Source organism: Micromonospora sp. NPDC049559 (genome assembly GCF_040676675.1).
Classification (GTDB): Bacteria; Actinomycetota; Actinomycetes; order Mycobacteriales; family Micromonosporaceae; genus JBFAPK01.
In genome coordinates this window covers 153,533-175,935 of sequence record NZ_JBFAPK010000003.1, presented here as the reverse complement: position 1 = coordinate 175,935, position 22,403 = coordinate 153,533, and the positions used below count along the sequence as shown (strand labels likewise).

19 protein-coding genes are annotated in these 22,403 nt (G+C 74.6%); 14 read left to right on the top strand and 5 right to left on the bottom strand.

The features are described 5' to 3' along the window. Positions 1 to 14: 14 nt before the first annotated feature. On the bottom strand, positions 15 to 737 hold the full coding sequence (locus tag AB0J86_RS06455; RefSeq protein ID WP_363853465.1) for a FadR/GntR family transcriptional regulator: 723 nt from the start codon (positions 735 to 737) through the stop codon (positions 15 to 17). Positions 738 to 890: 153 nt separating this feature from the next. Between AB0J86_RS06455 and AB0J86_RS06450 the strand changes: the two genes are divergently transcribed. The 5 genes from AB0J86_RS06450 to AB0J86_RS06430 all read left to right on the top strand — a co-directional run bounded on the left by AB0J86_RS06450 (position 891) and on the right by AB0J86_RS06430 (position 6,723). After that, positions 891 to 2,933, top strand: a complete 2,043-nt coding sequence (locus AB0J86_RS06450) for a beta-galactosidase (protein ID WP_363853463.1) — start codon at positions 891 to 893, stop codon at positions 2,931 to 2,933. A 118-nt stretch (positions 2,934 to 3,051) separates the two neighbouring features. Next, on the top strand, positions 3,052 to 3,429 hold the full coding sequence (locus tag AB0J86_RS06445) for a carboxymuconolactone decarboxylase family protein (RefSeq protein WP_363853460.1): 378 nt from the start codon (positions 3,052 to 3,054) through the stop codon (positions 3,427 to 3,429). A gap of 143 nt (positions 3,430 to 3,572) precedes the next feature. Beyond that, positions 3,573 to 4,163 carry a DUF4291 domain-containing protein gene (locus tag AB0J86_RS06440; RefSeq protein ID WP_363853458.1) on the top strand — a complete coding sequence of 197 codons (591 nt, stop codon included), beginning with the start codon at positions 3,573 to 3,575 and terminating at the stop codon, positions 4,161 to 4,163. 38 nt (positions 4,164 to 4,201) lie between these two features. Then, positions 4,202 to 5,548 carry an ATP-binding protein gene (locus AB0J86_RS06435; protein ID WP_363853455.1) on the top strand — a complete coding sequence of 449 codons (1,347 nt, stop codon included), beginning with the start codon at positions 4,202 to 4,204 and terminating at the stop codon, positions 5,546 to 5,548. Continuing rightward, on the top strand, positions 5,545 to 6,723 hold the full coding sequence (locus tag AB0J86_RS06430) for a tetratricopeptide repeat protein (protein ID WP_363853452.1): 1,179 nt from the start codon (positions 5,545 to 5,547) through the stop codon (positions 6,721 to 6,723). The genes AB0J86_RS06435 and AB0J86_RS06430 overlap by 4 nt, the downstream gene beginning before the upstream one ends. A gap of 64 nt (positions 6,724 to 6,787) precedes the next feature. Here the strand turns inward: AB0J86_RS06430 and AB0J86_RS06425 are convergent, their stop codons facing one another. Continuing rightward, positions 6,788 to 10,561: a S8 family serine peptidase gene (locus tag AB0J86_RS06425; protein WP_363853449.1), complete on the bottom strand. Its 3,774-nt coding sequence runs from the start codon at positions 10,559 to 10,561 to the stop codon at positions 6,788 to 6,790. A gap of 118 nt (positions 10,562 to 10,679) precedes the next feature. On the opposite strand from AB0J86_RS06425, the gene AB0J86_RS06420 reads away from it, so the two are divergent. Next, on the top strand, positions 10,680 to 11,648 hold the full coding sequence (locus AB0J86_RS06420; protein WP_363853446.1) for a helix-turn-helix domain-containing protein: 969 nt from the start codon (positions 10,680 to 10,682) through the stop codon (positions 11,646 to 11,648). A gap of 80 nt (positions 11,649 to 11,728) precedes the next feature. On the opposite strand, the gene AB0J86_RS06415 is transcribed toward AB0J86_RS06420, so the two are convergent. Next, complete coding sequence (locus AB0J86_RS06415) at positions 11,729 to 12,583, bottom strand: SAM-dependent methyltransferase (RefSeq protein WP_363853443.1); 855 nt, start codon at positions 12,581 to 12,583, stop codon at positions 11,729 to 11,731. Next, a complete protein-coding gene (locus tag AB0J86_RS06410) occupies positions 12,580 to 13,542 on the bottom strand; it encodes a LysR family transcriptional regulator (RefSeq protein WP_363853440.1) in 963 nt (320 codons plus the stop codon). Before AB0J86_RS06410 ends, AB0J86_RS06415 begins: the two co-directional genes overlap by 4 nt. A gap of 69 nt (positions 13,543 to 13,611) precedes the next feature. On the opposite strand from AB0J86_RS06410, the gene AB0J86_RS06405 reads away from it, so the two are divergent. The 3 genes from AB0J86_RS06405 (at position 13,612) to AB0J86_RS06395 (ending at position 18,051) form a co-directional block, all read left to right on the top strand. Further along, the gene (locus AB0J86_RS06405) at positions 13,612 to 14,385 is read left to right on the top strand and encodes an SDR family oxidoreductase (protein WP_363853437.1); all 774 of its coding nucleotides are present in this window, start codon (positions 13,612 to 13,614) and stop codon (positions 14,383 to 14,385) included. A gap of 205 nt (positions 14,386 to 14,590) precedes the next feature. Then, the gene (locus AB0J86_RS06400) at positions 14,591 to 16,084 is read left to right on the top strand and encodes a sigma 54-interacting transcriptional regulator (RefSeq protein ID WP_363853435.1); all 1,494 of its coding nucleotides are present in this window, start codon (positions 14,591 to 14,593) and stop codon (positions 16,082 to 16,084) included. 2 nt (positions 16,085 to 16,086) lie between these two features. Continuing rightward, entirely contained in the window at positions 16,087 to 18,051 is a 1,965-nt protein-coding gene (locus tag AB0J86_RS06395; RefSeq protein WP_363853432.1) for a VWA domain-containing protein, read from the top strand. Between the two features lie 77 nt (positions 18,052 to 18,128). On the opposite strand, the gene AB0J86_RS06390 is transcribed toward AB0J86_RS06395, so the two are convergent. Continuing rightward, on the bottom strand, positions 18,129 to 18,254 hold the full coding sequence (locus AB0J86_RS06390) for a hypothetical protein (protein WP_363853429.1): 126 nt from the start codon (positions 18,252 to 18,254) through the stop codon (positions 18,129 to 18,131). A gap of 184 nt (positions 18,255 to 18,438) precedes the next feature. Here AB0J86_RS06390 and AB0J86_RS06385 point away from each other — a divergent pair, with 184 nt between their 5' ends. From AB0J86_RS06385 to AB0J86_RS06365, 5 genes are all read left to right on the top strand, one after another. After that, the gene (locus tag AB0J86_RS06385) at positions 18,439 to 18,909 is read left to right on the top strand and encodes a hypothetical protein (RefSeq protein ID WP_363853426.1); all 471 of its coding nucleotides are present in this window, start codon (positions 18,439 to 18,441) and stop codon (positions 18,907 to 18,909) included. A gap of 287 nt (positions 18,910 to 19,196) precedes the next feature. Further along, complete coding sequence (locus AB0J86_RS06380) at positions 19,197 to 19,373, top strand: hypothetical protein (RefSeq protein ID WP_363853424.1); 177 nt, start codon at positions 19,197 to 19,199, stop codon at positions 19,371 to 19,373. An 89-nt stretch (positions 19,374 to 19,462) separates the two neighbouring features. Next, a complete protein-coding gene (locus AB0J86_RS06375; RefSeq protein ID WP_363853421.1) occupies positions 19,463 to 19,603 on the top strand; it encodes a hypothetical protein in 141 nt (46 codons plus the stop codon). Between the two features lie 194 nt (positions 19,604 to 19,797). Continuing rightward, on the top strand, positions 19,798 to 20,490 hold the full coding sequence (locus tag AB0J86_RS06370; protein ID WP_363853418.1) for an RraA family protein: 693 nt from the start codon (positions 19,798 to 19,800) through the stop codon (positions 20,488 to 20,490). A 170-nt stretch (positions 20,491 to 20,660) separates the two neighbouring features. Continuing rightward, positions 20,661 to 22,235, top strand: a complete 1,575-nt coding sequence (locus AB0J86_RS06365) for a PQQ-dependent sugar dehydrogenase (protein WP_363853415.1) — start codon at positions 20,661 to 20,663, stop codon at positions 22,233 to 22,235. Positions 22,236 to 22,403 lie beyond the last annotated feature (168 nt).

Sequence of the window (22,403 nt, the reverse complement as noted above, 5' to 3'; positions counted from 1 at the left end):
CCCGTTCCGTCGGGTCAGGCCGGCCCGGCCCCGCCCGCGACCTCGACGGCCGGTTCGGGCTCCGGCGTCCACGCCTCGACCCGCGCGATCCGGGCCTTGACGTCGCGGAAGTGCCGGTGCATCGCGTCGCGGGCGGCGCCGGGGTCGCGGGCGCGCAGCGCCTCGACGATCCGGCGGTGGTTGGCGACGATGTCCGCGGCCCGGTCCTCCGGCGGGCCGAGCGCCTGCTCGACCTCGTGGTAGACGGCCCAGAAGAGGTCGATGAGCTGGAGCACCAACTCGTTGCCGCAGGACTCGTAGAGCAGCGCGTGGAAGGCCCGGTCCGCCTCGCGGTCGCGCTCCATCGCGGTGACCAGCGCGTCCAGCGCGGCCAGTCGCGGAGTGCTGGTGCTCGTCGCCACCTGCCCGATCAGCCCGGTCTCCAGCAGCTCACGCACCTCGACCAGGTCGTGCAGGGCGCGTACGCCACCGCCGGGCCGGGTGCGTACCCGGAAGGCCAGGGACGGGGTGAGCACGTCGAGCGAGGCGTGCCCGACGAACGTACCGTAGCCGTGCCGGATCTCCACAATGCCCAGTGCCTGGAGGGCGCGGATCGCCTCGCGCACGCTGTTGCGGCTCGCGCCGAGCAGCTCCATCAGCTGCGGCTCGGTCGGCATGGGGGTGCCCGGGGTCAGCTCGCGCTCGTGGATCAGGGCGACGATGCGCTCCTGCAGGGTCGCGCCGTTACCTTTGCGCATGCTGCCTCCAGGCTCGACGATGGCTCTCCGTACCGCCCTAACATCCCATGTCGGGGATGCCAGGTGGTCGAGGCGTCGCTCGAATTTACAACCTCGACACCTTGACGATGTTCGGCGGCGGTCATACCTTCCTCGGGAGGCGCCGGACATCCCATGTCCAATTTTTACCCGTACGGCGCCAGCCGCCCGAGGAAGGCCGACGACGTGACCATGCCGCAACTCATGTTTGGCGGGGACTACAACCCCGAGCAATGGCCCGAGGAGGTCTGGTCCGAGGACATGCGGCTGATGGCGGAGGCGGGCGTCTCGCTCGTATCGGTCGGCATCTTCTCCTGGGCCAGCGTCGAACCGAGCCCCGGGACGTACGACTTCGGCTGGTTCGACCGGGTGCTGGGGCAGCTCGCCGAGGCGGGCATCGGGGCCAGCCTCGCCACCATGACCGCCTCGCCGCCGCCCTGGCTCTCCCGCCTGCACCCCGAGGTGCTGCCGCGGCGCGCCGACGGGGTCCGGCTCTGGCCCGGCGCGCGGCAGCAGTACTGCCCCTCCAGCCCGGTCTACCGCGACTACGCCGGCCGGCTCGTCGAGCAGGTCGCCAGCCGGTACGCCAACCACCCGGCGCTGCGGCTCTGGCACATCGGCAACGAGTTCGGCTGCCACGTGCGGGCCTGCTACTGCGACGTCTCCGCCGAGGACTTCCGACACTGGCTGCGCGACCGGTACGGCGACCTGGCGGCCCTCAACGACGCCTGGTCCACCCGCTTCTGGTCCCAGCGGTACGGCGACTGGGACGAGATCATGCCCCCGCGCACCGCGCCGACCTTCGGCAACCCGGCCCAGAAGCTGGACTTCGCGCGCTTCAGCGACGACGCGATCCTCGCCTGCTACCGCCACGAGCGGGACATCATCCGCCGCCACAGCCCCGACACGCCGGTCACCACCAACTTCATCGGGCTGGTGCACAAACCGATCGACTCGTACAAGTGGGCGGCCGAGCAGGACGTGGTGAGCCTCGACAGCTACCCGGAGCCGTACGACCCGCGCGCCCACGTCGAGGCCGCGTTCGGCTACGACCTGGTCCGCTCGGCCCGGGGCGGCCAGCCGTGGCTGCTGATGGAACAGGCGCCCAGCGCGGTCAACTGGCGGGTACGCAACGCCCCGAAGCCGCCCGGGTTGATGCGGCTCTGGAGCTGGCAGGCGGTCGCCCAGGGCGCCGACGCCGTCCTCTTCTTCCAGTGGCGGCAGGCGGCCGGCGGCGCCGAGAAGTTCCACTCGGCGATGCTGCCGCACGGCGGTACCGAGACCCGCACCCACCGCGAGGTGCGCGCCCTCGGCCAGGAGATTGGACGGCTGGGCGAGCTGGCCGGTACCCGGGTCCGGGCCGAGGTGGCGCTGCTGCACGACTGGGCGAACTGGTGGGCGCTGGAGTCCGACGCCCACCCGGCCGAGCTGAACCTGCTGGAGACCGAGCTGGCGCACTACGGCCCGCTCTTCGACGCGCACGTGACCTGCGACGTCGTCCCGCCCACCGCCGACCTCTCCGGCTACCGGCTGGTGGTCGTGCCGAACCTCTACCTCACGTCCGCGCCGGTCGCCGCCGCGCTGCGCCGGTACGTCGAGTGGGGCGGCCACGTGGTCGTCTCGTTCTTCTCCGGCATCGTGGACGAGTGCGACCGGGCGCACCTCGGCGGCTACCCCGGCCCGCTGCGGCAGCTGCTGGGGCTGCGGGTCGACGAGTTCTGGCCGCTGCCCGACGGCGGCACGGCCGCGCTGGACCTCGCCGGCCGGCGGTACACCGGCACGACCTGGTCGGAGTGGATCGAGCCGGAGGGCGCGGAGGTGGTGGCGACCTTCGCCGCCGGGGAACTGGCCGGGCGCCCGGCGGTGACCCGGCACCGGTACGGCTCGGGGGTCGCCTGGTACCTCGGTACCCGGCCGGAGCCGGCGCTGATGCGGGAACTGCTCGACCGGGCCCGCGCCGACGCGGGGGTACGGCCGGTGCTGCCCGGACTGCCGGACGGGGTGCAGGCGGTGGTGCGGTCCGGGCCGGACCGGTCGTACCTGCTGCTGCTGAACCACGGCGCCGAGACGGCGACCGTGGCGTTGCCGGCGCCCGCGGTGGACCTGCTGGCCGACCCGGACCGCCCGGTCGAGGCGGTGTCGCTCGCCCCGCGCGCGGTGGCCGTCCTCCGCACCTGAGCGGTAATGGCCCCGATTCGCGACCGTCGCCGGCCGCCGCTGACCTACCCTGGCCACGGCGGCCGGGTCACGCCATGAGAGGGCCGGGTCACGGCGGGCCGGGTCACGGAGGAGAGGCATGAGCACGGACGAGTCGTACGAGCGGGGGCTCCGGGAGACCGAGCGCCTGCTCGGCTCCCGCCTCGAACTCCCGCTCGGCAAGGGCGAGCCGGAGTCGGGGCAGGACTTCCGCCGGCTGGCCATCGCCCACACCTTCGGCGACTCCTGGAGCCGCAGCGGGCTCGACGACCGCGGCCGGGGGCTCGTCTCGGTCGCCATCGCCGCCACGCTCGGGGCGTTCGAGCCGTTGCGTGGCCAGCTGCGCATCGCGCTGAACGCGGGCGTGACCAAGGAAGAGATCGTGGAACTCTTCATCCACCTCCAGGCGTACGCCGGGGCGGCCCGGGCGTTCGAGAGCTACCAGGTCGCGCTGGCCGTCTTCGCCGAGCGAGCCTGAACCGTCACAACCGGCCCGGCGGCCGGGCCGTCGGCGGGAACGGCGGGACGACGGGCCGTCGGCGGGAAATCGCTCGCGTCCGGCGGGCCGGCGGGGGGATGCTGCCCGGGACCGAGCCAGCCCGCCGAGGGTCTCCGGGAGCCATGACACCGCCGCGCCAGATCCGCGCCGACTACGACGCGCGCTCGCTCGTGGTGTACCAGGCGTACGCGCCGCGGGTGGCGGACGCGGCCGTGGCCGCCGGGCGGTTCGTACCGCCGTTCTCGTTCACCCGGATGACCTGGATCAAGCCGTCGTTCTGCTGGCTGATGCATCGCAGCAACTGGGCCCGCAAGCCGAACCAGGAGCGCGTTCTGGCGGTACGGATCACCCGGGCCGGGTGGGAGCGGGCGCTGTACCGGGCGGTACCGACCCTGCCCGGTACGTCGGGCGGCGGCCCGGCCGGCGGGGGCGAGCTGGCCGGCGCGGCGGTGCACGTGCAGTGGGACCCGGAGCGGTCACCGCGCGGCGCCGCGCTGAACCACTACAGCATCCAGGTCGGCATCGGGCGCGAGTTGATCCGCGAGTACGCCGAGCGCTGGATCGTCGCGATCGACGACATCACCCCCCGGGTACGGCGCATCGCCGAGCTGGTCGAGCGGGGGGAGGGCGCGGCGGCGCGGCGGCTGCTGCCGCCCGAACGGGTCTACCCGCTCGCGCCGGATCTGGCCCGCACGATCGGCGCTGACGGCTGACCGGCGCCGGAGCCGACGCCGATTAGGCTGTCCGGGTCGTGACCGAAAATCCCCTTCTCACCAGCCTCGCCGCCGCCGTCCAGGCCCGCCCCGACGACCTGCCGCTGCGCCTGCACCTCAGCGAGCTGCTGCTCGACGCCGGCCGACTCGGCGAGGCGATCACCGAGATCGGGCAGGTGCTGGTCCGCGAACCGGAGAACGGCCAGGCGCAGCTGCTCATGCGCCGAGCCCTCGGCGGCGGCGCCGCGCCGCAGCCGCCGGCCCCACCGCCCCTGCCGGTATCGCCGTCGGCCGCAGCGCCCGTGCCGGTATCGCCGCCGGCCGGAGCGTCCACCGGGGCCGCGCCGCCCGCCGAGGGGGCGACCCCGGCGCCGGGCGAGGCCGACACCCGGTCCGGCGGCGACCCGCTGACCGAGTACGCGCGGGAACTCTCCGAGGTGGTGCCCCCGCGCTTCGTACCCGCGCCCGAGGAGCCCGAGCCCGTCCGGGGCGAGGGTGACCGCGTCTACGACGCGGAGACCAGCACGGTCCGCCTCGCCGACGTGGGCGGCATGACGGAGGTCAAGCAGCGGCTGGAGCTGGCCTTCCTCGGCCCGCTGCGCAACCCGGAGCTGCGCCGGCTCTACGGCAAGAGTTTGCGTGGCGGCCTGTTGCTCTACGGCCCGCCCGGCTGCGGCAAGACCTTCCTGGCCAAGGCGGTCGCCGGCGAGATGGGTGCCAGGTTCATGTCGCTGTCCATCGTGGACGTACTCGACATGTGGATCGGCCGGTCCGAGCGGAACCTGCACGAGCTCTTCGAGGCGGCGCGGCGCGCGGCGCCCTGCGTGCTCTTCCTCGACGAGGTCGACGCCCTGGGGCACCAGCGATCGAGGATCAACTCGTCGGCGATGCGTACCATCGGCAACCAGCTCCTGGCCGAGCTGGACGGCGTGGACGGGAGCAACGAGGGGGTCTTCGTGCTCGCCGCCACCAACACCCCCTGGGACGTCGACGCGGCGCTGCGCCGGCCGGGCCGGCTCGACCGGATGCTGCTCGTCCTGCCCCCCGACGCCGAGGCGCGGGCCGCGATCATCCAGTACCACCTGCGGGAACGGCCGATCGCCAACATCGACCTGGCCCGGATCGTCGCCGCCACCGAGGACTTCTCCGGCGCCGACCTCGCGCACCTCTGCGAGGCCGCGGCCGAGTATGCGCTGGCCGACTCGATCCAGCGCGGCGAGGTACGCATGATCGAGCAGCGCGACTTCGACCGGGCCGGTCGGGACCTGCGCCCCTCGACCGGGTCGTGGTTCGCCACCGCGCGCAATGTCGCGCTCTTCGGCAACGAGAGCGGCGCCTACGACGACCTGGTGGCGTACCTGAAACGGAAGAAGCTCATCCGGTGACCAGCCCGGCCGGCACCGGCAGCACCGCCGACACGAGCACCGCCGGCAGCGCCGCCGACACCGGCACCACCGTGCTGGCCCGGGCGCTGAGCCTGGCCCGGGTCGGCCGCCTGGACGCGGCCGAGTCGATGGTACGGGCGGTCCTCGCCGAGCAGCCCCGGAACCCGCACGCCCTCCAGGTGCTCGCGTTCTGCCACCAGCAGGCCGACCGGTACGCCGAGATGCTGGCGGCGGCGACCGAGGCGGCGGCGGTGCTGCCGGAGGACGCGGGCGCCCACCGGCTTCGCGCCCGCGCGCTGGTCGGCCTCGGGCGGGGGCCCGAGGCGCGGGAGGCCGCCGAGCGCGCCCGGGCACTGGATCCGGAGGACCCCTGGTCGGAGCTGGTCCTCGCGCAGGCGCTCCTGGTCACCGGCGGTACCGCCGCGGCACACGGCGCCGCCGCGGCCGTGCGCCGGGCCCGGAGCCTGGGCACCGACACCGTCGAGGTGTACCTGGTCGAGGCGCTGATCTGGCGCCGGATGGCCGAGTTCGGCCGGGCCCGGGCGGCGTACGAGCAGGCCCTGCGGGTCGATCCGGGCAACGTGGACGCCCTGCGTCAGCTGGCCGTGCTCGACTCGGACCGGGGGCGGCCCGTGCGGGCGTCGCGCGCGTTCAGCGGTACGTTGGCCGCCGCCCCGGCCGACCCGGGGACGGTGGAGTCGGCCCGGGTCGGGGCGCGGCGGGCGCTCTGGCTCCTCACCGACGTGGCCTGCCTGCCGGTCTGGCTCGCCGTCGCCCTCGCCAACGTGCCGTCGGGGTCGCTTCCCGGCCCGGTGGGCGTGGTCGCCGCGCAGGCCGTGGTGCTCGCCGGTACGGCCGCCGCCGTCGGATACCTGCGGTGGCGGGTGCGCCGCCTCGGCGCGGGTACCCGGACGATGCTGCGTACCCACCGGTGGCGTCCGGTCTTCGCGCTGGCCTGGCTGCGGGTGGCGGCGATCGCGCTCGGCGGGCTGCTCCTGCCGCTGGATCCCGGGCCCGACCGGGACCCCTCGGTCCTGCGCGGCGTGGCGATCGCGCTGGTGGCCGCGCCGATGGTGCTGGTGCTGCTCCGCGCCCGCAACTCGCTCCTACGCGAACTGGTCCTCCTGGTCCGCCGGCTCTGGTTCCGGCTCACCACCCCCGCCGAGGGACGCTGACCGGGGCCGGGTTGCCCCGTGCCGACCCGGCCCCGGTCAGCGAGTACGCAGCGCGGCGGCGCAACTACCGCACCCGCCAGGCGCGGGTGATCGTCTGCTCGATCCGGTTGCCGTCCCGGTCCTGCGCGGTGACCCGGATCGTGGCGAACTGCGCGCCGGCGGGCGCCGCCGGCAGCGTCGCGACCGCGTCGCCCCGGGCACCGTCCACGCGGGCGCCGACCCAGCGCCGCCCGTCGTCGTACGAGACCGCCACGTCGACCGTGAACCGGCCCGGACCGGTCGCCCCGGGCTGGTACCCCGGCCGCAGCACCAGCCGGTACGGCCGGTCGGCCCGTACCGTGTTCGCCAGGTCGGTGTCGATCTCGTACCCGAGCTGCGGCAACGGCAGCACCGCCGGCGCGTCGCCCCGGGGGCGGCCGGAGCGGAAGCTCCACGTGGTCGAGGTGGCGGTGGAGGTGGTCCACCAGGGCTGCCCGTCGAACCGGTCCCGACTCACGTCGAGGGTCAGCCGGTAGCGGGCGGTCCCGCCCGGGACGGTGAACTGGGCGGCGTTGCCGGTGGTCCGGCCGACGAGCGTGCCCTCGCGGCGCAGGGCCAGTTCGGTCCGGTCCGACCGGCCGTCGATCCAGCCGTAGAGGCTGCCGCCGCCGTCGACGTACTGCGGGATCGAGACCCGGATGGCGTCGCGGGACCGGTTCGCCGGCGAACCGTTCGGGTAGTCGGGCGCGGTGCCCAGCGGCGCCGCCGGCCGGGTCAGCGCCGGGAACCACGCCTCGCGTACCCGGTCGCCGGCCCGCAGCGCGCGCAGCGGCCCGTACGTCGTCCCCCGTGGGCTGTTGAGGTCCTCGCCCTGGGCGACGGCGCTGCCCCGCCAGGTGACCCCGGCGGTGTTGACGTGGTCGGTGCGGCGCTGCGCGGCGGTCAGCGGGCGGGTGAAGGTGAACGCGGTGCGTACCCCGTCGGGGTAGCCGGCCCGGCCCTCCAGCGCCCGCATGCCCGGCGCGTGCTGGTGGAACTCCGTCTCGACCATGGCCAGGCGCAGCTCGGCGGGGGTGTAGTGCAGGTCGGCCGGGATCCGGCCGGGCTCGGTGAGCAGCAGGTCGTAGCGGTACGGCGAGCGGGCCACCCCGTCGAGCGCCACGCTCGCGGGGCCCCGGGCCAGCCGGTCCCGCAGCCGGGTGGCGACGGTGGCGTCCAGCCGGTACGCCGGGATCGGCGCGCCGGCGCCGTTGGCGAAGAACCAGCCGGGCGTGGGCGCGGCCACCAGCGCCGCCCGGGCGCCGGCCGCACCCGCCGCGGCCAACTGCCCGGCCACCGCGTCCGGGTCGCCGACCCGGAGCAGGACCACGGCGTCGCGGACGCCGGCGGCGCCCAGCTCGGCGGGGGTGCCGTCGCCGCCGTCGACCAGCCGCGCGCTGACCCGGCCGTCGAGCAGGGGCGCGTCGTCGACCGGCAGCGGCTCGGGCAGGGCGAAGCCGCCCGCGCCGGTGACCTCGGCGGTCAACACGGGCGCGGCCAGGTCCCAGCGGGTGAAGAACTGGAACGTACCGGTCGAGACCGGCCGGGTCGGGGCGGCGTACGCGCGGCGGACCTGCTGCGGGTTGTACGTCTCCCCGCTGATCAGGCTACGGGCGCCGGCAGTGCGCTGCCAGCTCAGCCCGAGCCGGGTCATCGTGGTCCGGTCGGGGGTGTCGATCCGCAGCTCGCTGGCGGTACGCGCGTCGAAGCGTACGGTCCGGTCCCGGTCGACGGTCAGCTCCGGGTCGCCGAGCAGCGTCACGTCCTTCGGCCAGCCCGCCGCGTCCAGCCCGACGACCGAGGCCATGACGGTGTAGCGGCCGGCCGGCAACTCCACCCGCGCCGGCTGCCCGCCGTCGAGGAAGGCGTAGTGGCTCTCGCCGGTGTCGAGGTTCCACAGTCGGGCCCGGCTGGCGAAGCCGGTGGCCGGCTGGCCGTCCCGGTCCAGCGCCTCGATGGTCAGCGTCCGGGTCGGCGGTACGACGGAGAACCCGACCGGGGTGCGCAGCCGCTCGCCGCCGCCGCTGGCGAGCAGCAGGCCGGCGTACCGGTTCGGCGCGGTGGCGCGCGGGTCGAGGCGGACGGTGGCGGTGGCCTTTCCGCCGGACGGGACGGTGAGCCGGGCCGGCGCGACGCTCAGCGCGGCGGGTCGGCCGCTCGCCCCGGCGTCGCCGGCCCGCGCGCTCAGGTCGAGGGTGACCGGGTGCCGCCCCGGGTTGGTGTAGGTCACCCGGGCGGTCACCGGCGCGGCGTCGGACTCGACCCGGCCGAGGCCGACCGTTGCCCGGTCGACGGTGACCCGCTGGTCCAGCGCCGCCGGTACGTCGACGCGGCCGGCCCCCTGCGCCCACACGGGTGCCTCGGTGGCGGCGGTGGCGCTGGCCACCAGGGCCGCCTTGAGCCGGTCGGCGCGCCAGTCGGGGTGCCGCTGGGCGAGCAGCGCGGCGGCGCCGGCCACGTGCGGGGCGGCCATCGAGGTGCCGGACATCGCGGTGTAGCGGGCGTCGACGACCTCGCCGAGCGTGGTGCCGGCGGCCCGGGCCGCGACGATCCCGACGCCGGGAGCCGTGATCTCCGGCTTGACCGCGCCGTCGCCCAGCCGGGGGCCCCGGCTGGAGAAGTCGGCGAGCCGGTCGTCCCGGTCCACCGCGCCGACGGTGAGCGCGCTGCTCGCCGTGCCGGGCGTACCGACGGTGTCCGGGCCGGGGCCGGTGTTGCCGGCGCTGATCACGAAGAGCGCGCCGGAGCTGGCGGTCAGCGCGTCGACCGCCTCGGCGGCCGGGTCCGGGCCCTCGAAGGCGGGGCCACCGATGCTGACGTTCACCACCCGGGCGCCCTGGTCGACCGCCCACTCCATGCCGGCGATGACCGAGGACAGCTCGCCGGAGCCGGTGGCGTCGAGGACCTTTCCGACCAGCAGGTCCGCGCCGGGCGCCACGCCGGGACCACCGGCCGGGCCGGCCACGCCGCGGCCGGCGACGGTGGCGGCGACGTGGGTGCCGTGCCCGAACCGGTCGACGGTGTCCGGCTCGCCGGTGAAGTTGGCGGCGGCGCCGACCCGGCCGGCCAGGTCGGGGTGGGTGGGGTCGTAGCCGCTGTCGAGGACGGCGACCTTCACGCCCCTGCCGTCGTACCCGGCCCGCCACGCCTCGGGCGCGCCGATGCGCGGCACGCTGTCGGTGAGGTCGGCGTGGAGCCGCCGGTCGAGCCAGATCCGGTCCACGCCGGCGGAGAGGGTGGGTGCGGTCCGGGCGCCGAGGGTCCGGGCGCCGGTCGCGACGGCCGCCCAGAAGGCGCGCGCGTCGGCCTTGCGTTCGTCGACCGAGACCGCGCCGATGCTGCGCAGTTCCCGCTCGCGTACCGCCCCGGCCGGGGTCGCCGGTACGGCGGCCCGCAGCCCGGGCCCGGCCGGTGCCCCGGTGACCAGCAACGGCAGCCGGTCGGTGGCCTGGTCGTGGTAGCCCTCGGCGACGAGTTCGCTGATGTTGAACAGGGTGCGATCGAGCCGGCCGGCGGCCACGTACGGCAGCGCCTCGTCCGGGGTGACGTATACCTGACCGTCCTCTTCGGACAGTTGATAGCCTCGACGTGGCTCCCCGTCGCGCTGGTCCACGACGGCCTCCTGCCGGCCGTCGGGAAAGACGGAGAGCCGGACCACGTCGCCGGTCAGCAGGGTGACCGTGTGTACGGTCGGCGCACCGGCCGTGCCGGTTGGCGTGACTGCGCCAGCGGCCGGGCCGGCCGAGGCCGGTGGCGTGTTGGCGGCCGCGGCGGCGGTGGCGACCGCCAGGACCGCGACTATCCGTAGCGACTTGACCACTGGCTCCCCCTTGACGTGCGGTCCAGGTCGGAGGGAGCGTCACACTTCGTCACCGCTGCCGTAAAGGATCTACAGTCAGCGCAGCTGCGCCATGACGCAGACGCGCCAGGAGGTTCCCGTGTTGAAAGCTGCCGGCCTGAGCGCGGTGGAGGAATCCACCTACCTGGTGCTGCTCCGGCAGGGCGGTGCCCCGGTGACACAACTCGCCGACCGGGTGGGGCTGACCGTCGCCCGGGCGCGCCGGGTCGTCGCCGCGCTGGAGCGCGAGGGCTTCGTGCACCGCACCCCGCCGCCGCAGGAGCGGGTCGTGCCGGTACCGCCGGACCTCGCGGTCGAGCAGCTGATCCGGCGCCGGTACGAGGAGTTGGAACGGACCCGGGAGGCCGCGCACCGGCTCGCCGCCGAGGCGCACGGGCGGGCGAGCAACCGGCGCACCGAGGAGCTGATTGAGATCGTCTCCGGTCGGGCGGCCGTGGGGCGCGCGTTCGAGCGGCTGCAACGTACCGCCCGGCGGGAGATGCGGGTGCTCGTGGCGCCCCCGTACGCCGTCGCCACCGCGGTGAACCGCACCCAGCTGGACCGGGAGGCGGCCGGCGTGGCCTACCGCGCGGTGTACGACACCACGGCCCTGGCCGACGCCGAGTTCGCCGCCACCGTCGCCACCCACATCCGGGCCGGCGAGAGCGCCCGCCTCGCGGAGGGGCTGCCGACCAAGCTCGCGGTCGCCGACCGGGAGCTGGCGTTGCTGCCGCTGGCCTGGACCACCTCCGCGCACAACGCGGCGCTGCTGGTGCACCCGTGCGGGCTGCTCGACGCGCTGGTGGCGCTCTTCGAGACGGTGTGGACGCAGGCCACCCCGCTCTCGGTGGCCGGGATCGAGGGCGTCGCGCCGGACGCCGGCATCTCCGCCGACGACCGGCACCTGCTCTCGCTGCTGGTCGCGGGGTTGACCGACGAGGCGGCCGGGGCGCGGCTCGGCATCAGTCGCCGTACCGTCGTGCGCCGGGTCCAGGTGCTGATGGAGCGGACCAACTCGCGCTCGCGGCTGCAACTGGGGTGGCAGGCGCGCGAGCGCGGCTGGCTCTGAGCGCGGCTGGCGTGTGCGCGCGACGGCCGGCTGCCGGCGCAACCGGCCGCGAGCGCGGGAGGCTCCCGGAGCGGCCCGGGTCAGGGCCGGCGGAGCAGGCCGCCGAACTCCATGAAGCGGGTCTCGTCGGCGCCGGCGCCGAGGAAGCGGCGCAGCGGCTCGTCGACGGGGGCCAGCAGCGGCTGCGCGGGGTCGGGGTGCCACCGCTTGACGTCGGTCAACCCCGGCTCCACGGGCTCGAACCCGCGCAGGAGCTCCTGTACGTCCTCCGGGGTGCGGTTCTTCCACGGCATGCCGAGATCTCGGTTGATCTCCTCGGTGGTGGACTCGGCGAGCTCCCGGTTCGCCCCCACCATCTGGGAGAACGCGAGGTAGCTGCCGGGTGCGACGGCGTCGTGCACGGCCGACACCAGCTTCCGCAGCTTCGCGTCGTCCACGATGGAGTGGCCCACGGAGAGGAAGAGCACGCCGACCGGCTCGGCGAGGTCGATGAGCCGCCGAGTGTCGGGGTGGGCCAGGATCGCCTCGAAGTCCGTGACGTCCGCGCCGATGAAGGTGGTGCTCTCGTCGTCGGTCAGCAGCGCCCGCCCGTGCGTCAGCACGATCGGGTCGACGTCCACGTAGACCACCCGGGCGCCGGGCCGGAACTCCTGGGCCACCTGGTGCACGTTGTTCTGCGTCGGCAGGCCGCTGCCCAGGTCGAGGAACTGCCGGATGCCGGCGTCGCGGGCCAGGTACCGGACCACCCGGTAGAGGAAGCGGCGGTTTTCCCGGGTGGCGTCCAGACCCGACGGGTACCGCTCGTTCACCCAGAGCACGGCCGCCCGGTCGACCGGGAAGTTGTCCTTGCCGCCGAGGGAGTAGTCGTACATCCGGGCGGAGGTGGGCACGTCCGGTGGGAGGCTGGGGAGGGTCCCGTCGTTGGGAGCGGTCACGGAATCGACTCCACTGTGTCGAGAGAAGGTGGATTCTCAGGGTAACCGCTCATGTCCGCGACGGGCTGGCGCGATCCGGACTCCGCCGCCCGGCGGGCGGCCACCGCGGTCGCCGCCCGTACCAGCGCGGCTACCGCCCGCGACCGGCTCCGCTCCGGCCAGCCGATCACGATGGTGCTCGGGCGGGCGTCGAGCACCGGTACGCAGACCAGGTCGTCGCGCAGGTGCCGGCGCGCCGACTCGCCCAGCACCGCCACGGCGCGGCCCAGCGCGATCAGCTGGAGCAGTTGGGCGCCGTTGGCCACCAGCGGCCCCGGCACGGTCTCCCCCTCGGGCAGCAGCTCCGCGCCCGGCGCCAGCGGCACGGGCCAGCGGGGCAGCGTCTCGCCGCGCAGGTCGGCCAGGTGGATGCCGGCGCGCCCGGCGAGCCGGTGTCCCCGGGGCAGCACCGCCACCTGCGCCTCGGTGAGCAGCTCCTCGGTGTCGATGCCGGAGAGGTCGTCGTACGGCCGGTGCAGCAACGCGACGTCGGCGTGGCCCTGCCGCAGCAGGTTCGCCTGTTCGCCGATCCCGCAGAGCCGGACCTCGACGGGGAGCGCGTCGGGGCCGGCGGCGTACTCGGCGAGGATGCCGGGCAGCAGGTCGGCGTCGGCGCCCGCCTTCGTGACCAGCACCAGCGTCGGATCCGGCTGGCCGGCGCGCCGGGCGCGCAGCCCCGCGGCGGCGACCGCGTCCAGCGCCGTGCGCGCCTCCCGCAGCAGCACCTCGCCGGCGGGGGTGAGCGACACCCGGCGGCTGGTCCGCTCCAGCAGCTGCACCGCGAGCCGGCGTTCGAGCTGACGGATCGCCCGCGACAGCGGCGGCTGGGCGATGCCGAGCCGCGCGGCGGCGCGGGCGAAGTGCAGTTCCTCGGCGACGGCGACGAAGTACGTGAGTTCCCGCGTCTCCAGCCGATCCATACCCCCAGGGTAACGATCGTGACCCGAACGGTCTTGGCCCCCGCTCCGCCGGTGCAGTGAGGTGGAGGCATGACAGCGAACCACCCCAACCCGACCACCATCGCCCTCGTGACCGGCGCGAACAAGGGCATCGGCCGCGAGATCGCCGGGCAGCTCGCGGCGCTCGGCATGACCGTGCTGCTCGGCGCCCGTGACCCGGGGCTCGGCGCCGTCGCGGCCGAGGAGCTGCGCGCCACCGGTGGGGACGTACGCCCCGTCGCGCTGGACGTGACCGACCCGGCGACCGTACGGGCCGCCGCTACGTACGTCGAGGAGACCTTCGGCCGGCTCGACGTGCTGGTGAACAACGCCGGCATCACCGGGGCGACCGCGGCGACCCGGGGCACCGACGCCGGCCGGCAGACCCCGAGCCGGGCCGACCTCGACGTGGTCCGCCGGGTCTTCGAGACCAACGTCTTCGGGGTGATCACCGTGACCAACGCGCTGCTGCCGCTGCTGCTGCGGTCCGCCGCGCCGCGGGTGGTCAACGTCTCCAGCGGCGTCGGGTCGCTCGGCGAGCTGACCGATCCGACCAGCCCGCTGGCGGCCATCCCGGCCGGCATCGCGTACCCCACCTCCAAGACCGCGCTCAACGCCGTCACCGTCCAGTACGCCCGCGAGTTCCGGGACGCGCCGATCCGGTTCAACGCCGCCGACCCCGGTTACTGCGCCACCGATCTGAACGGCCACACCGGCTACCGGACGGCGGCCCAGGGCGCGGCGGTCTCGGTACGGCTCGCCACCCTCGGTCCGGACGGTCCGACCGGCGGCTTCTTCGACGACGAGGGCCCGGTCCGCTGGTGAGCGGCGAGGCTCCCGCCCGGCCTGGTCGGTGCGGCGGCGTCGAGGCTCCGACCGGGCGGATGTGGGTCGGAGCACAGGGAGGTCCCGGCCGTACCGCCGGAATCGGCCCCGTTCGACCCCGCCGGCCCCGGATGGGGCCGATGTTCCGCCGAGAGCGAAAGCGGAGCCGGGCGTGGCGGCGGGCCGGCGCGCTAGCGTCAGTGAGGTGACTGATGCTCCCCAGCTTCCCCCCACTCCGCCGGCCGGCCTCCCCGGCACGCTGCGCGAGCTGCGTGCCGCCGGTTACCGCTACCGCACCGTCAAGCAGGAGCTGCGGGACAACCTGCTCGACCGGATGCGCACGGGCGCCGAGCGGTTCCCCGGGATCGTCGGCTACGAGGACACCGTGCTCCCCGAGGTGGAGCGCGCCCTGCTGGCCGGCCACGACATGGTCCTGCTCGGCGAGCGCGGGCAGGGCAAGACCCGGCTGATCCGGGCCCTGGGCCAGCTCCTCGACGAGTGGACGCCGGTCATCCCGGGCTCCGAGCTCAACGAACACCCGATGCACCCGCTCACCCCGGCCGCCCGGCGGGCCCTCGACGAGGCCGGCGACGAGCTGCCCGTCGCCTGGCTGCACCGGTCGATGCGGTACGGCGAGAAGCTCGCCACCCCGGACACCAGCGTCGGCGACCTGATCGGCGACGTGGACCCGATCCGCATCGCCCAGGGACGCACCCTCGGCGACCCCGAGACCATCCACTTCGGGCTGGTGCCCCGCACCAACCGGGGCATCTTCGCCGTCAACGAGCTGCCGGACCTCGCCGAGCGGATCCAGGTGGCGCTGCTCAACGTGCTGGAGGAGCGGGACATCCAGGTCCGCGGCTACCAGCTGCGGCTGCCGCTGGACCTGCTCCTGGTCGCCAGCGCCAACCCCGAGGACTACACCAACCGGGGCCGGATCATCACCCCGCTCAAGGACCGCTTCGGCGCGGAGATCCGTACCCACTACCCGCTCGACCTGGAGCTGGAGCTGGACCTGATCCGCCAGGAGGCGGAGCTGGTCGCCGAGGTGCCGGAGCACGTGCTGGAGGTGCTGGCCCGGTTCGCCCGCGCGGTACGCGAGTCGCCCTCGGTCGACCCCCGCTCCGGGGTCTCGGCCCGGTTCGCCATCGCCGCGGCCGAGACGGTCGCCGCCGCCGCGCTGCGCCGGGCCGGCCTGCTCACCCGTACGCCGGACGGGACGGTGGTGGACAGCGGCGGCGAGGCGGTCGCCCGGGTCGGCGACGCGGTCTCGGTGACCAGCACGCTGCGCGGCAAGGTCGAGTTCGAGAGCGGCGAGGAGGGGCGCGAGGTCGAGATCCTCGGGCACCTGCTGCGTACCGCCACCGCCGAGACGTTCCGGGCCCGGCTGGCCGGGCTGGACCTCTCCGGCTTCACCGCGCTGGTCGCGGAGGGCGAGATGATCGAGACCGGTGAGCTGGTCTCCTCCGCCGACCTGCTCCGCCAGGTCGGCACCGTACCGGGGCTGGCCAAGGTGCTGGACCGGCTGGGCATGGGCGACGCGCCCACCCCGGGCGAGGCCGCCTCGGCGGTCGAGTTCGTCCTGGAGGGGTTGCACCTCACCCGTCGGCTGGCCAAGGACCTGACCGACGACGGCCGTACCCGCTACGGCGGGGGCAACCCCGACGGGGGCCGGTCGGCCGGTGGCGGCCGGGGCTGACCGTGTCCGGTGGGAACCGTTACCGGTACGGCTCGTGGCGCGGAGGTCCCGACCCGCTCGCCCCGCCGTACGACGTGCGCGCCGCGGTGGACGCGGTCGGTGCCGAGGTGCTGGCGGGCGGGAGCCTGCGGGACGCGCTGCGCGACCTGATCCGCCGTGGCCCCCAGGGCCGGGGCGGCCTGGACGAGCTGATGGCCCGGGCCAGGCGGCTGCGGCGGGAGGCGATGCGGCGGGGCAACCTCGACGGCGCGGTGACCCGGTCGCAGGCGCTGCTCGACCAGGCGCTCGCGGCCGAGCGCGACGAACTCGGCCAGCGCGACGACGAGGCGGCCCGGTTCGCCGAGGCGACGCTGGACAACCTGCCGCGCTCGACCGCGCGGGCGGTGGAGGAGCTGTCCGGCTACGAGTGGGCCAGTGACGAGGCCCGCCGCGCCTACCAGCAGATCCTCGACGGGCTCCGCGGCGAGGTGCTGGAGCAGCGCTTCAGCGGGTTGCGGGACGCGCTGCGCTCCACCGCCGACCCGGCCGCCCAGCGCCGCCTCGGCGAGATGATGCGCGACCTCAACGACCTGCTCGCCCGGCACGGCCGGGGCGAGGAGACCACCGACGCGTTCGCGGAGTTCATGCGCCGGCACAGCGAGTTCTTCCCGGAGCAGCCCGGTTCGGTGGACGAGCTGGTCGACGTGCTCGCCCGGCGGGCCGCGGCCGGCGAGCGGCTGATGCGCTCGCTCTCGCCGCAGCAGCGCGAGGAGCTGTCGCGGCTGATGGACTCCTCGCTCGGGCCGGAGCTGGCCGGCGAGCTGTCTCAGCTCGACGCGAACCTGCGCTCGCTCCGCCCCGACCTGGCCTGGGACCGGCGCGAGCGGATGCGCGGCGAGGAGCCGCTCGGCTACGGCGAGGCCGCCGGGGCGCTCGGCGAGATCGCCGAGCTGGACGAGCTGCTCGACCAGCTCGGCCAGGAGCACCCCGGCGCGACGCTGGACGACGTCGACGTGGAGGCCGTGCAGCGCAACCTCGGGCGCGGGGCGGCCGACGACGTACGCCGGCTGCGCGAGCTGGAGCGCGAGCTGCGCCGGCAGGGCTGGGTGTCGCGGGACGCCGACGGGCTGACGCTGAGCCCCAAGGCGCTGCGGCGGCTCGGCGGTACGGCCCTGCGCCGGGTCTTCGCGGAGCTGAGCACCGGGCGGCGGGGCCAGCACGACCTGCGCTCGGCCGGCGCCGCCGGGGAGATCACCGGAGCGTCCCGCCCCTGGGAGTACGGCGACGAGCAGCCGCTCGACGTCGTCCGTACCGTCGCCCGCGCGGTACAGCGCGGCGGGGCGGGCGTCCCGGTCGCGCTCTCGGTCGAGGACTTCGAGGTGGTGGAGACCGAACGGCGCGCCTCGGCGGCCGTGGCGCTCTGCGTCGACCTCTCCTTCTCGATGGTCTCCGAGGGCCGCTGGGGCCCGATGAAGCAGACCGCGCTGGCGCTGTCGCACCTGGTCGCGACCCGGTTCCCGCAGGACGCGCTCCAGATCATCGGCTTCGGCCGGGAGGCGTTGCCGCTCTCCCAGCAGGAGCTGGCGGGGGTCGAGCCGGAGCTGGTGCAGGGCACGAACCTGCAGCACGCGCTGCGGCTCGCCGGGCGGCACCTGCGCAAGCACTCCGGCTCCGAACCGGTGGTGCTGGTGATCACCGACGGCGAGCCGACCGCCCACCTGGACCCGGAGGACGGCGAGGGGATCTTCGCCTGGCCGCCGACCCGGGAGACGATCGAGCTGACGGTGGCCGAGGTCGACCAGCTCACCCGGTACGGCGCCACGATGAACTTCTTCATGCTGGGCGAGGACCCGGGGCTGCGCCGCTTCGTGGACGCGGTCGCCCGGCGCTGCGGCGGGCGGGTCTTCACGCCCGAGGCCGAGGAGCTGGGGCACTACCTGGTCGCCGACTATCTGCGCGCCCGTCGGGGCCGGCGGGCCAGCGGCTGACCCGCGGGTTGCCGGGGTGGCGGCGCGAGCCGACCACTCCGGCCACCCGCCGTCGGCCTAAGCCGCGACCCTCACGTTCACGCCGACGTGACCTCGTGCTCCGACGAGGCCTCCTCCTCGGATTCCAGGGCCTCCCCGAGTTCCTCCAGAACTTCCCCGAGCCCCTTGAGGGCCTCCGCGAACTCCTCGATGGTGTCGTCCATTTCCGGGATGAGCCCGCCTCTCCGATAGAAGGCACACACGTTCCAGCTAGTGTGAAACGCCGCGAACCTACCAGGTTTCACGAAACGCGCCCCAGGCCGGCCGAAGGTCGTCAATCGCGGCCCGAGTCCGGCCTTACGCGCGATGGCGGGACATTCGCCCTGGTCACGGCCGTAGACTCGCGCCATGGAGGCGGCGGAGCTGCGTCGGGCGTACGAGGTTCTGCTCGCCGAGGTCGAGGCGGGCGGATTCGGGCCGCCGCCCGACGGCAGGCTCTCCGCCGAGCAGATCGTGGCCCACCTCGCCGCCAACGACGAGCTGCTGACCGAGACCACCGAGGCCGTCATCGCCGGCTCGCCCTGGGCGTACTACCACCTTGAGTCGATCCACCGGCCGCAGCTCGACGCGCTGGTCTCCCAGTACTGCGGGCTCGACGGTCTCGCCACCCGGCTGCGCGCCACCAGCCAGCGGCTCTGCGCGTTGACCGAACGGCTCGGGGTGAAGGCCGAGACGCCGGTGGAGACGGTCCTGCGCGAAGGGCTCGACCTCGACGTCCAGGAGTCGCTGCCGTGGGGGCGGGCGCTGGACCTGCACGGGCGGGTGCATCTGCCGGCACACACCGAGGAGTTGCGGGCGCTGCGGTCGGTGCGGCGCTGAGGGTCGGGGTCGCGTGCGCGGGCTTCGGGTTGCGGTGCGCCGGTCTGTTGCGGTGCGCGGTGCCCGCGGTGGGGGTGGGGCCCGCCGTACCCCGCGAATCCCGTCAAGCCTGATGTCTTCGCGTGGCAGGGCGGGCCCCACCGGCCGTCGCCGGTCGCCCCGCGACCGGACCTGCGGCTTCGCGTCGTCTCGACCCGCCACGCCACGGCTGCTGCGCTAGTCCTCGTCGTCGGTGGGGTGCGGCGGGCGGTGCTCTGCCGGCACCGGCCCGTCTGGTCCTGGGAGAGGTGGCGGCGGATCTGTCGCTGCGGGTCCGAGCTTCCGTGCTCGGCCCGGCACCGGATTCCGATCAACCGGGGCCACTGGCCGGAGGCGCGGTGATGCGCCGCTACCTCGTCCAGACCCTTGTCGAGGCCGTGGTCGTACTCGGCACGCTTTCGGCCCTTCTCATCCTCGCGGGGTAGCTGTGCCTATTCCTCGACCGGGCGACCTCGTCCGGGTCGCCGCAGCCGCCTCCGTTCAATTCGCCGGGGAGCGCGCGATCTGGTTTCGCGTGATCAAGTTGCCTGGGTGGGACACCTACCACGGACGGATTTGGCTCGACGGCTACGAGTTGGGCGAGAAGTGGGAGGCCATCGAGCGGCGAACGATCTTCGTCCAGGCCGTCGGCCTCAGGATCGTGAAGACGAAGTAGACCGTCCGCGTACGAATTGCGAGTGTCCTGCCCCGTCGTGCCTGGGAGTTCGTCGAGGCGTGACGTCAACGGGCCACCTCTTCGGAGGTGGCCGTTGGCGGTTCGGTGGATCCGGGTGATCTTGTGTGGTGGTGGTCGGTGGGATCGCCCTCGTCAACGTGGCCGGCTCCGGGCCGCGCCGGTAGGGAGACGTCATGCTGGATGCCTTCGCCGAGTTGTCCACGCCGTTGGTGGCCGACGCCTGCGTACGTTGTGACGTGCCGCTGCGGGCGGCGCCGGCCGGCATCGCCGCCGTCGTACGGGGTCAGCGGATCGCGGGACGGGCGCTGCCGGTACGCCACTACGGGAGCGTGGACGTCTTCCTGGAGGGGTTGGGCGGGGCCGAGCCCGGGGCCGTGCTGGTGATCGACAACGGCGGGCGGTCGGACGAGGCCTGCATCGGCGACCTGGTGGTGCTGGAGGCCCAGGCGGCCGGGCTGGCGGGCCTGGTGGTGTGGGGGCTGCACCGGGACACGCCGGACCTGGTGGAGATCGGGCTGCCGGTCTTCAGCTACGGCAGCTACCCGCCCGGCCCGGTACGGCTGGACGAGCGCGAACCGGAGGCGCTGGTGAGCGCCCGGTTCGGCGGGCACCTGGTCGGCGCGGACGACGTCGTCTTCGGTGACGAGGACGGGGTGCTCTTCGTGGCCGCCGAGCGGGTCGAGCAGGTGTTGGCGACGGCCCGGCGGATCTGGGAGACCGAACGGGCCCAGGCCGCGAGGATCCGGGCGGGGCGGACGCTGCGCCGGCAGACCGAGTTCGACGACTACCTGACGCGGCGCGCGGCTGACCCGGCGTACAGCTTCCGGCGGCACCTGCGGCGCATCGGCGGCGCGATCGAGGAGTGAGCGCGTCGGCGCGCGATCGGGGAGTGAGCGGTCGTCCCCCCGACGGGAAGCGTCGCCGGGCCGGTGTGACCCCTTCCCATCAGGGGTGGGAGCGCGCCCACGATCTGGGACGGACGGTTGGCGGGCGGTCGGGCCCGGTCGTAGATTCCCATCGACCGATGGGAGTGAATATGTTTCGGGGTCAATCGCTACGACGTTTCGGGATTGCCGCGACGCTGTCGGTCCTCGGCCCGCTCGCCCTGGCCGGTACGGCCACCGGGGCGCCGCCCGGGGCGCCGCCGACCCCGCAGGCGCCGGTCGGGGCGGCCGACGTGCCGCTGGAGCGGCTGACCGTCAACAGCACCCAGGTCGCCTTCGGCCTGCAGCGCCCGACCGCGATCTTCGCGCCGGACGACGGGAGTCGGCGGCTCCTGGTCACCGAGAAGGCCGGTACGGTGCGCGTCTACCACCCCGAGACCGGGCTCGCGACCGCCCCGCTGCTCGACCTCACCGACCGGGTCTCCACCGAGGGCAACGAGCGCGGCCTGCTCGGCATCGTGACCTCGCCGAACTTCGCCACCAGCCGCGCGCTCTACGTCGCCTACACGCGCCTGCCCGACGGCGCGGTGACGCTCTCCCGGTTCGTGCTCGACCGCGCCGACGAGACGCCGGTGCCGCCGAGCCGCGAGCAGGTGATCCTGACCCAGCCGCACGCCGAGTTCGGCAACCACAACGGCGGGCAGTTGGCGTTCGGCCCGGACGGCTACCTCTACTGGAGCATCGGGGACGGGGGCGGCGCCGACGACGTGCTCGGCAGCGGGCAGAACCTGGGCACCCTGCTCGGCAAGATCCTGAGGCTGGACGTGAACCGGAGCTGCGACGGGCGGCCGTACTGCGTGCCGGCCGGGAACCCGTTCGTCGGTACGGCGGGGGCACGGCCGGAGATCTGGGCGTACGGGCTGCGCAACCCCTGGCGCTTCTCCTTCGACCGGCAGGACGGCTCGCTCTGGATCGCCGACGTGGGACAGGGTACGTACGAGGAGGTCGACCATCTCGGCCGGGGCGTGGCCGGGGCGAACCTCGGCTGGTCCTGCCGGGAGGGTCCGGTGGTGTTCGACCCGGACCGCTGTGTGGCCGGGGTGAGCCCGGTGGAGCCGGTCTTCACGTACCGCACCTCGTTCGACGGGTGCGCGGTCATCGGCGGCCACGTCTACCGCGGGCGGCAGTACGCCGACATCGCGGCCGGGACGTACCTGGCGACGGACTACTGCTCGAACCAGGCGTTCGCGATCCGTCCCGGCGCGGCCGGCGGCGCGTACCCGGCGCGGGTGATCGGCGAGTTGCCGATCCAGCCGACCACGCTCGGGGTGGACGCCGACGGGGAGCTGTACCTCGCCAACGACCTGCCCGGACAGCTGCACAAGATCTCCTTCGGGGTGCAGCCGCCCCCGCTGGCCTGCCGGATCACCTACCGGGTGGACAGCCAGTGGGGCACGGGCTTCAGCACCACCATGACGCTGACCAACACCGGTACATCGCCGATCAACGGTTGGGCCGTGAACTGGACCTTCGCCGGCTCGCAGACGGCCGGGAACTGGTGGAACGCGGTCGGCGAGCAGCAGGGCGCGGCGGTGACGGCGCGCAACGCCGCCTGGAACGCGACGATCGCGCCGGGCGGTTCGGCGACCTTCGGCTTCCTGGGCTCGTACCGAGGCAGTAATCCCACCCCGACCGGCTTCACCGTGAACGGCTCCGCCTGCGGTTGACCGGTATGGGCTGTGCCCTCTGGAACACAGCTCAGGGGAGGTGGCGCCCGTCGGGTTCCGGCGGGCGTCACTTCCGTTCCCTCTCCGGCGTGGCCCGACGCCGCCCGGGGCGTCCCCGTTCCGTTCATGTTGCGTTCACCGAGTCGTCATGATCGGGCGTATTGGTGC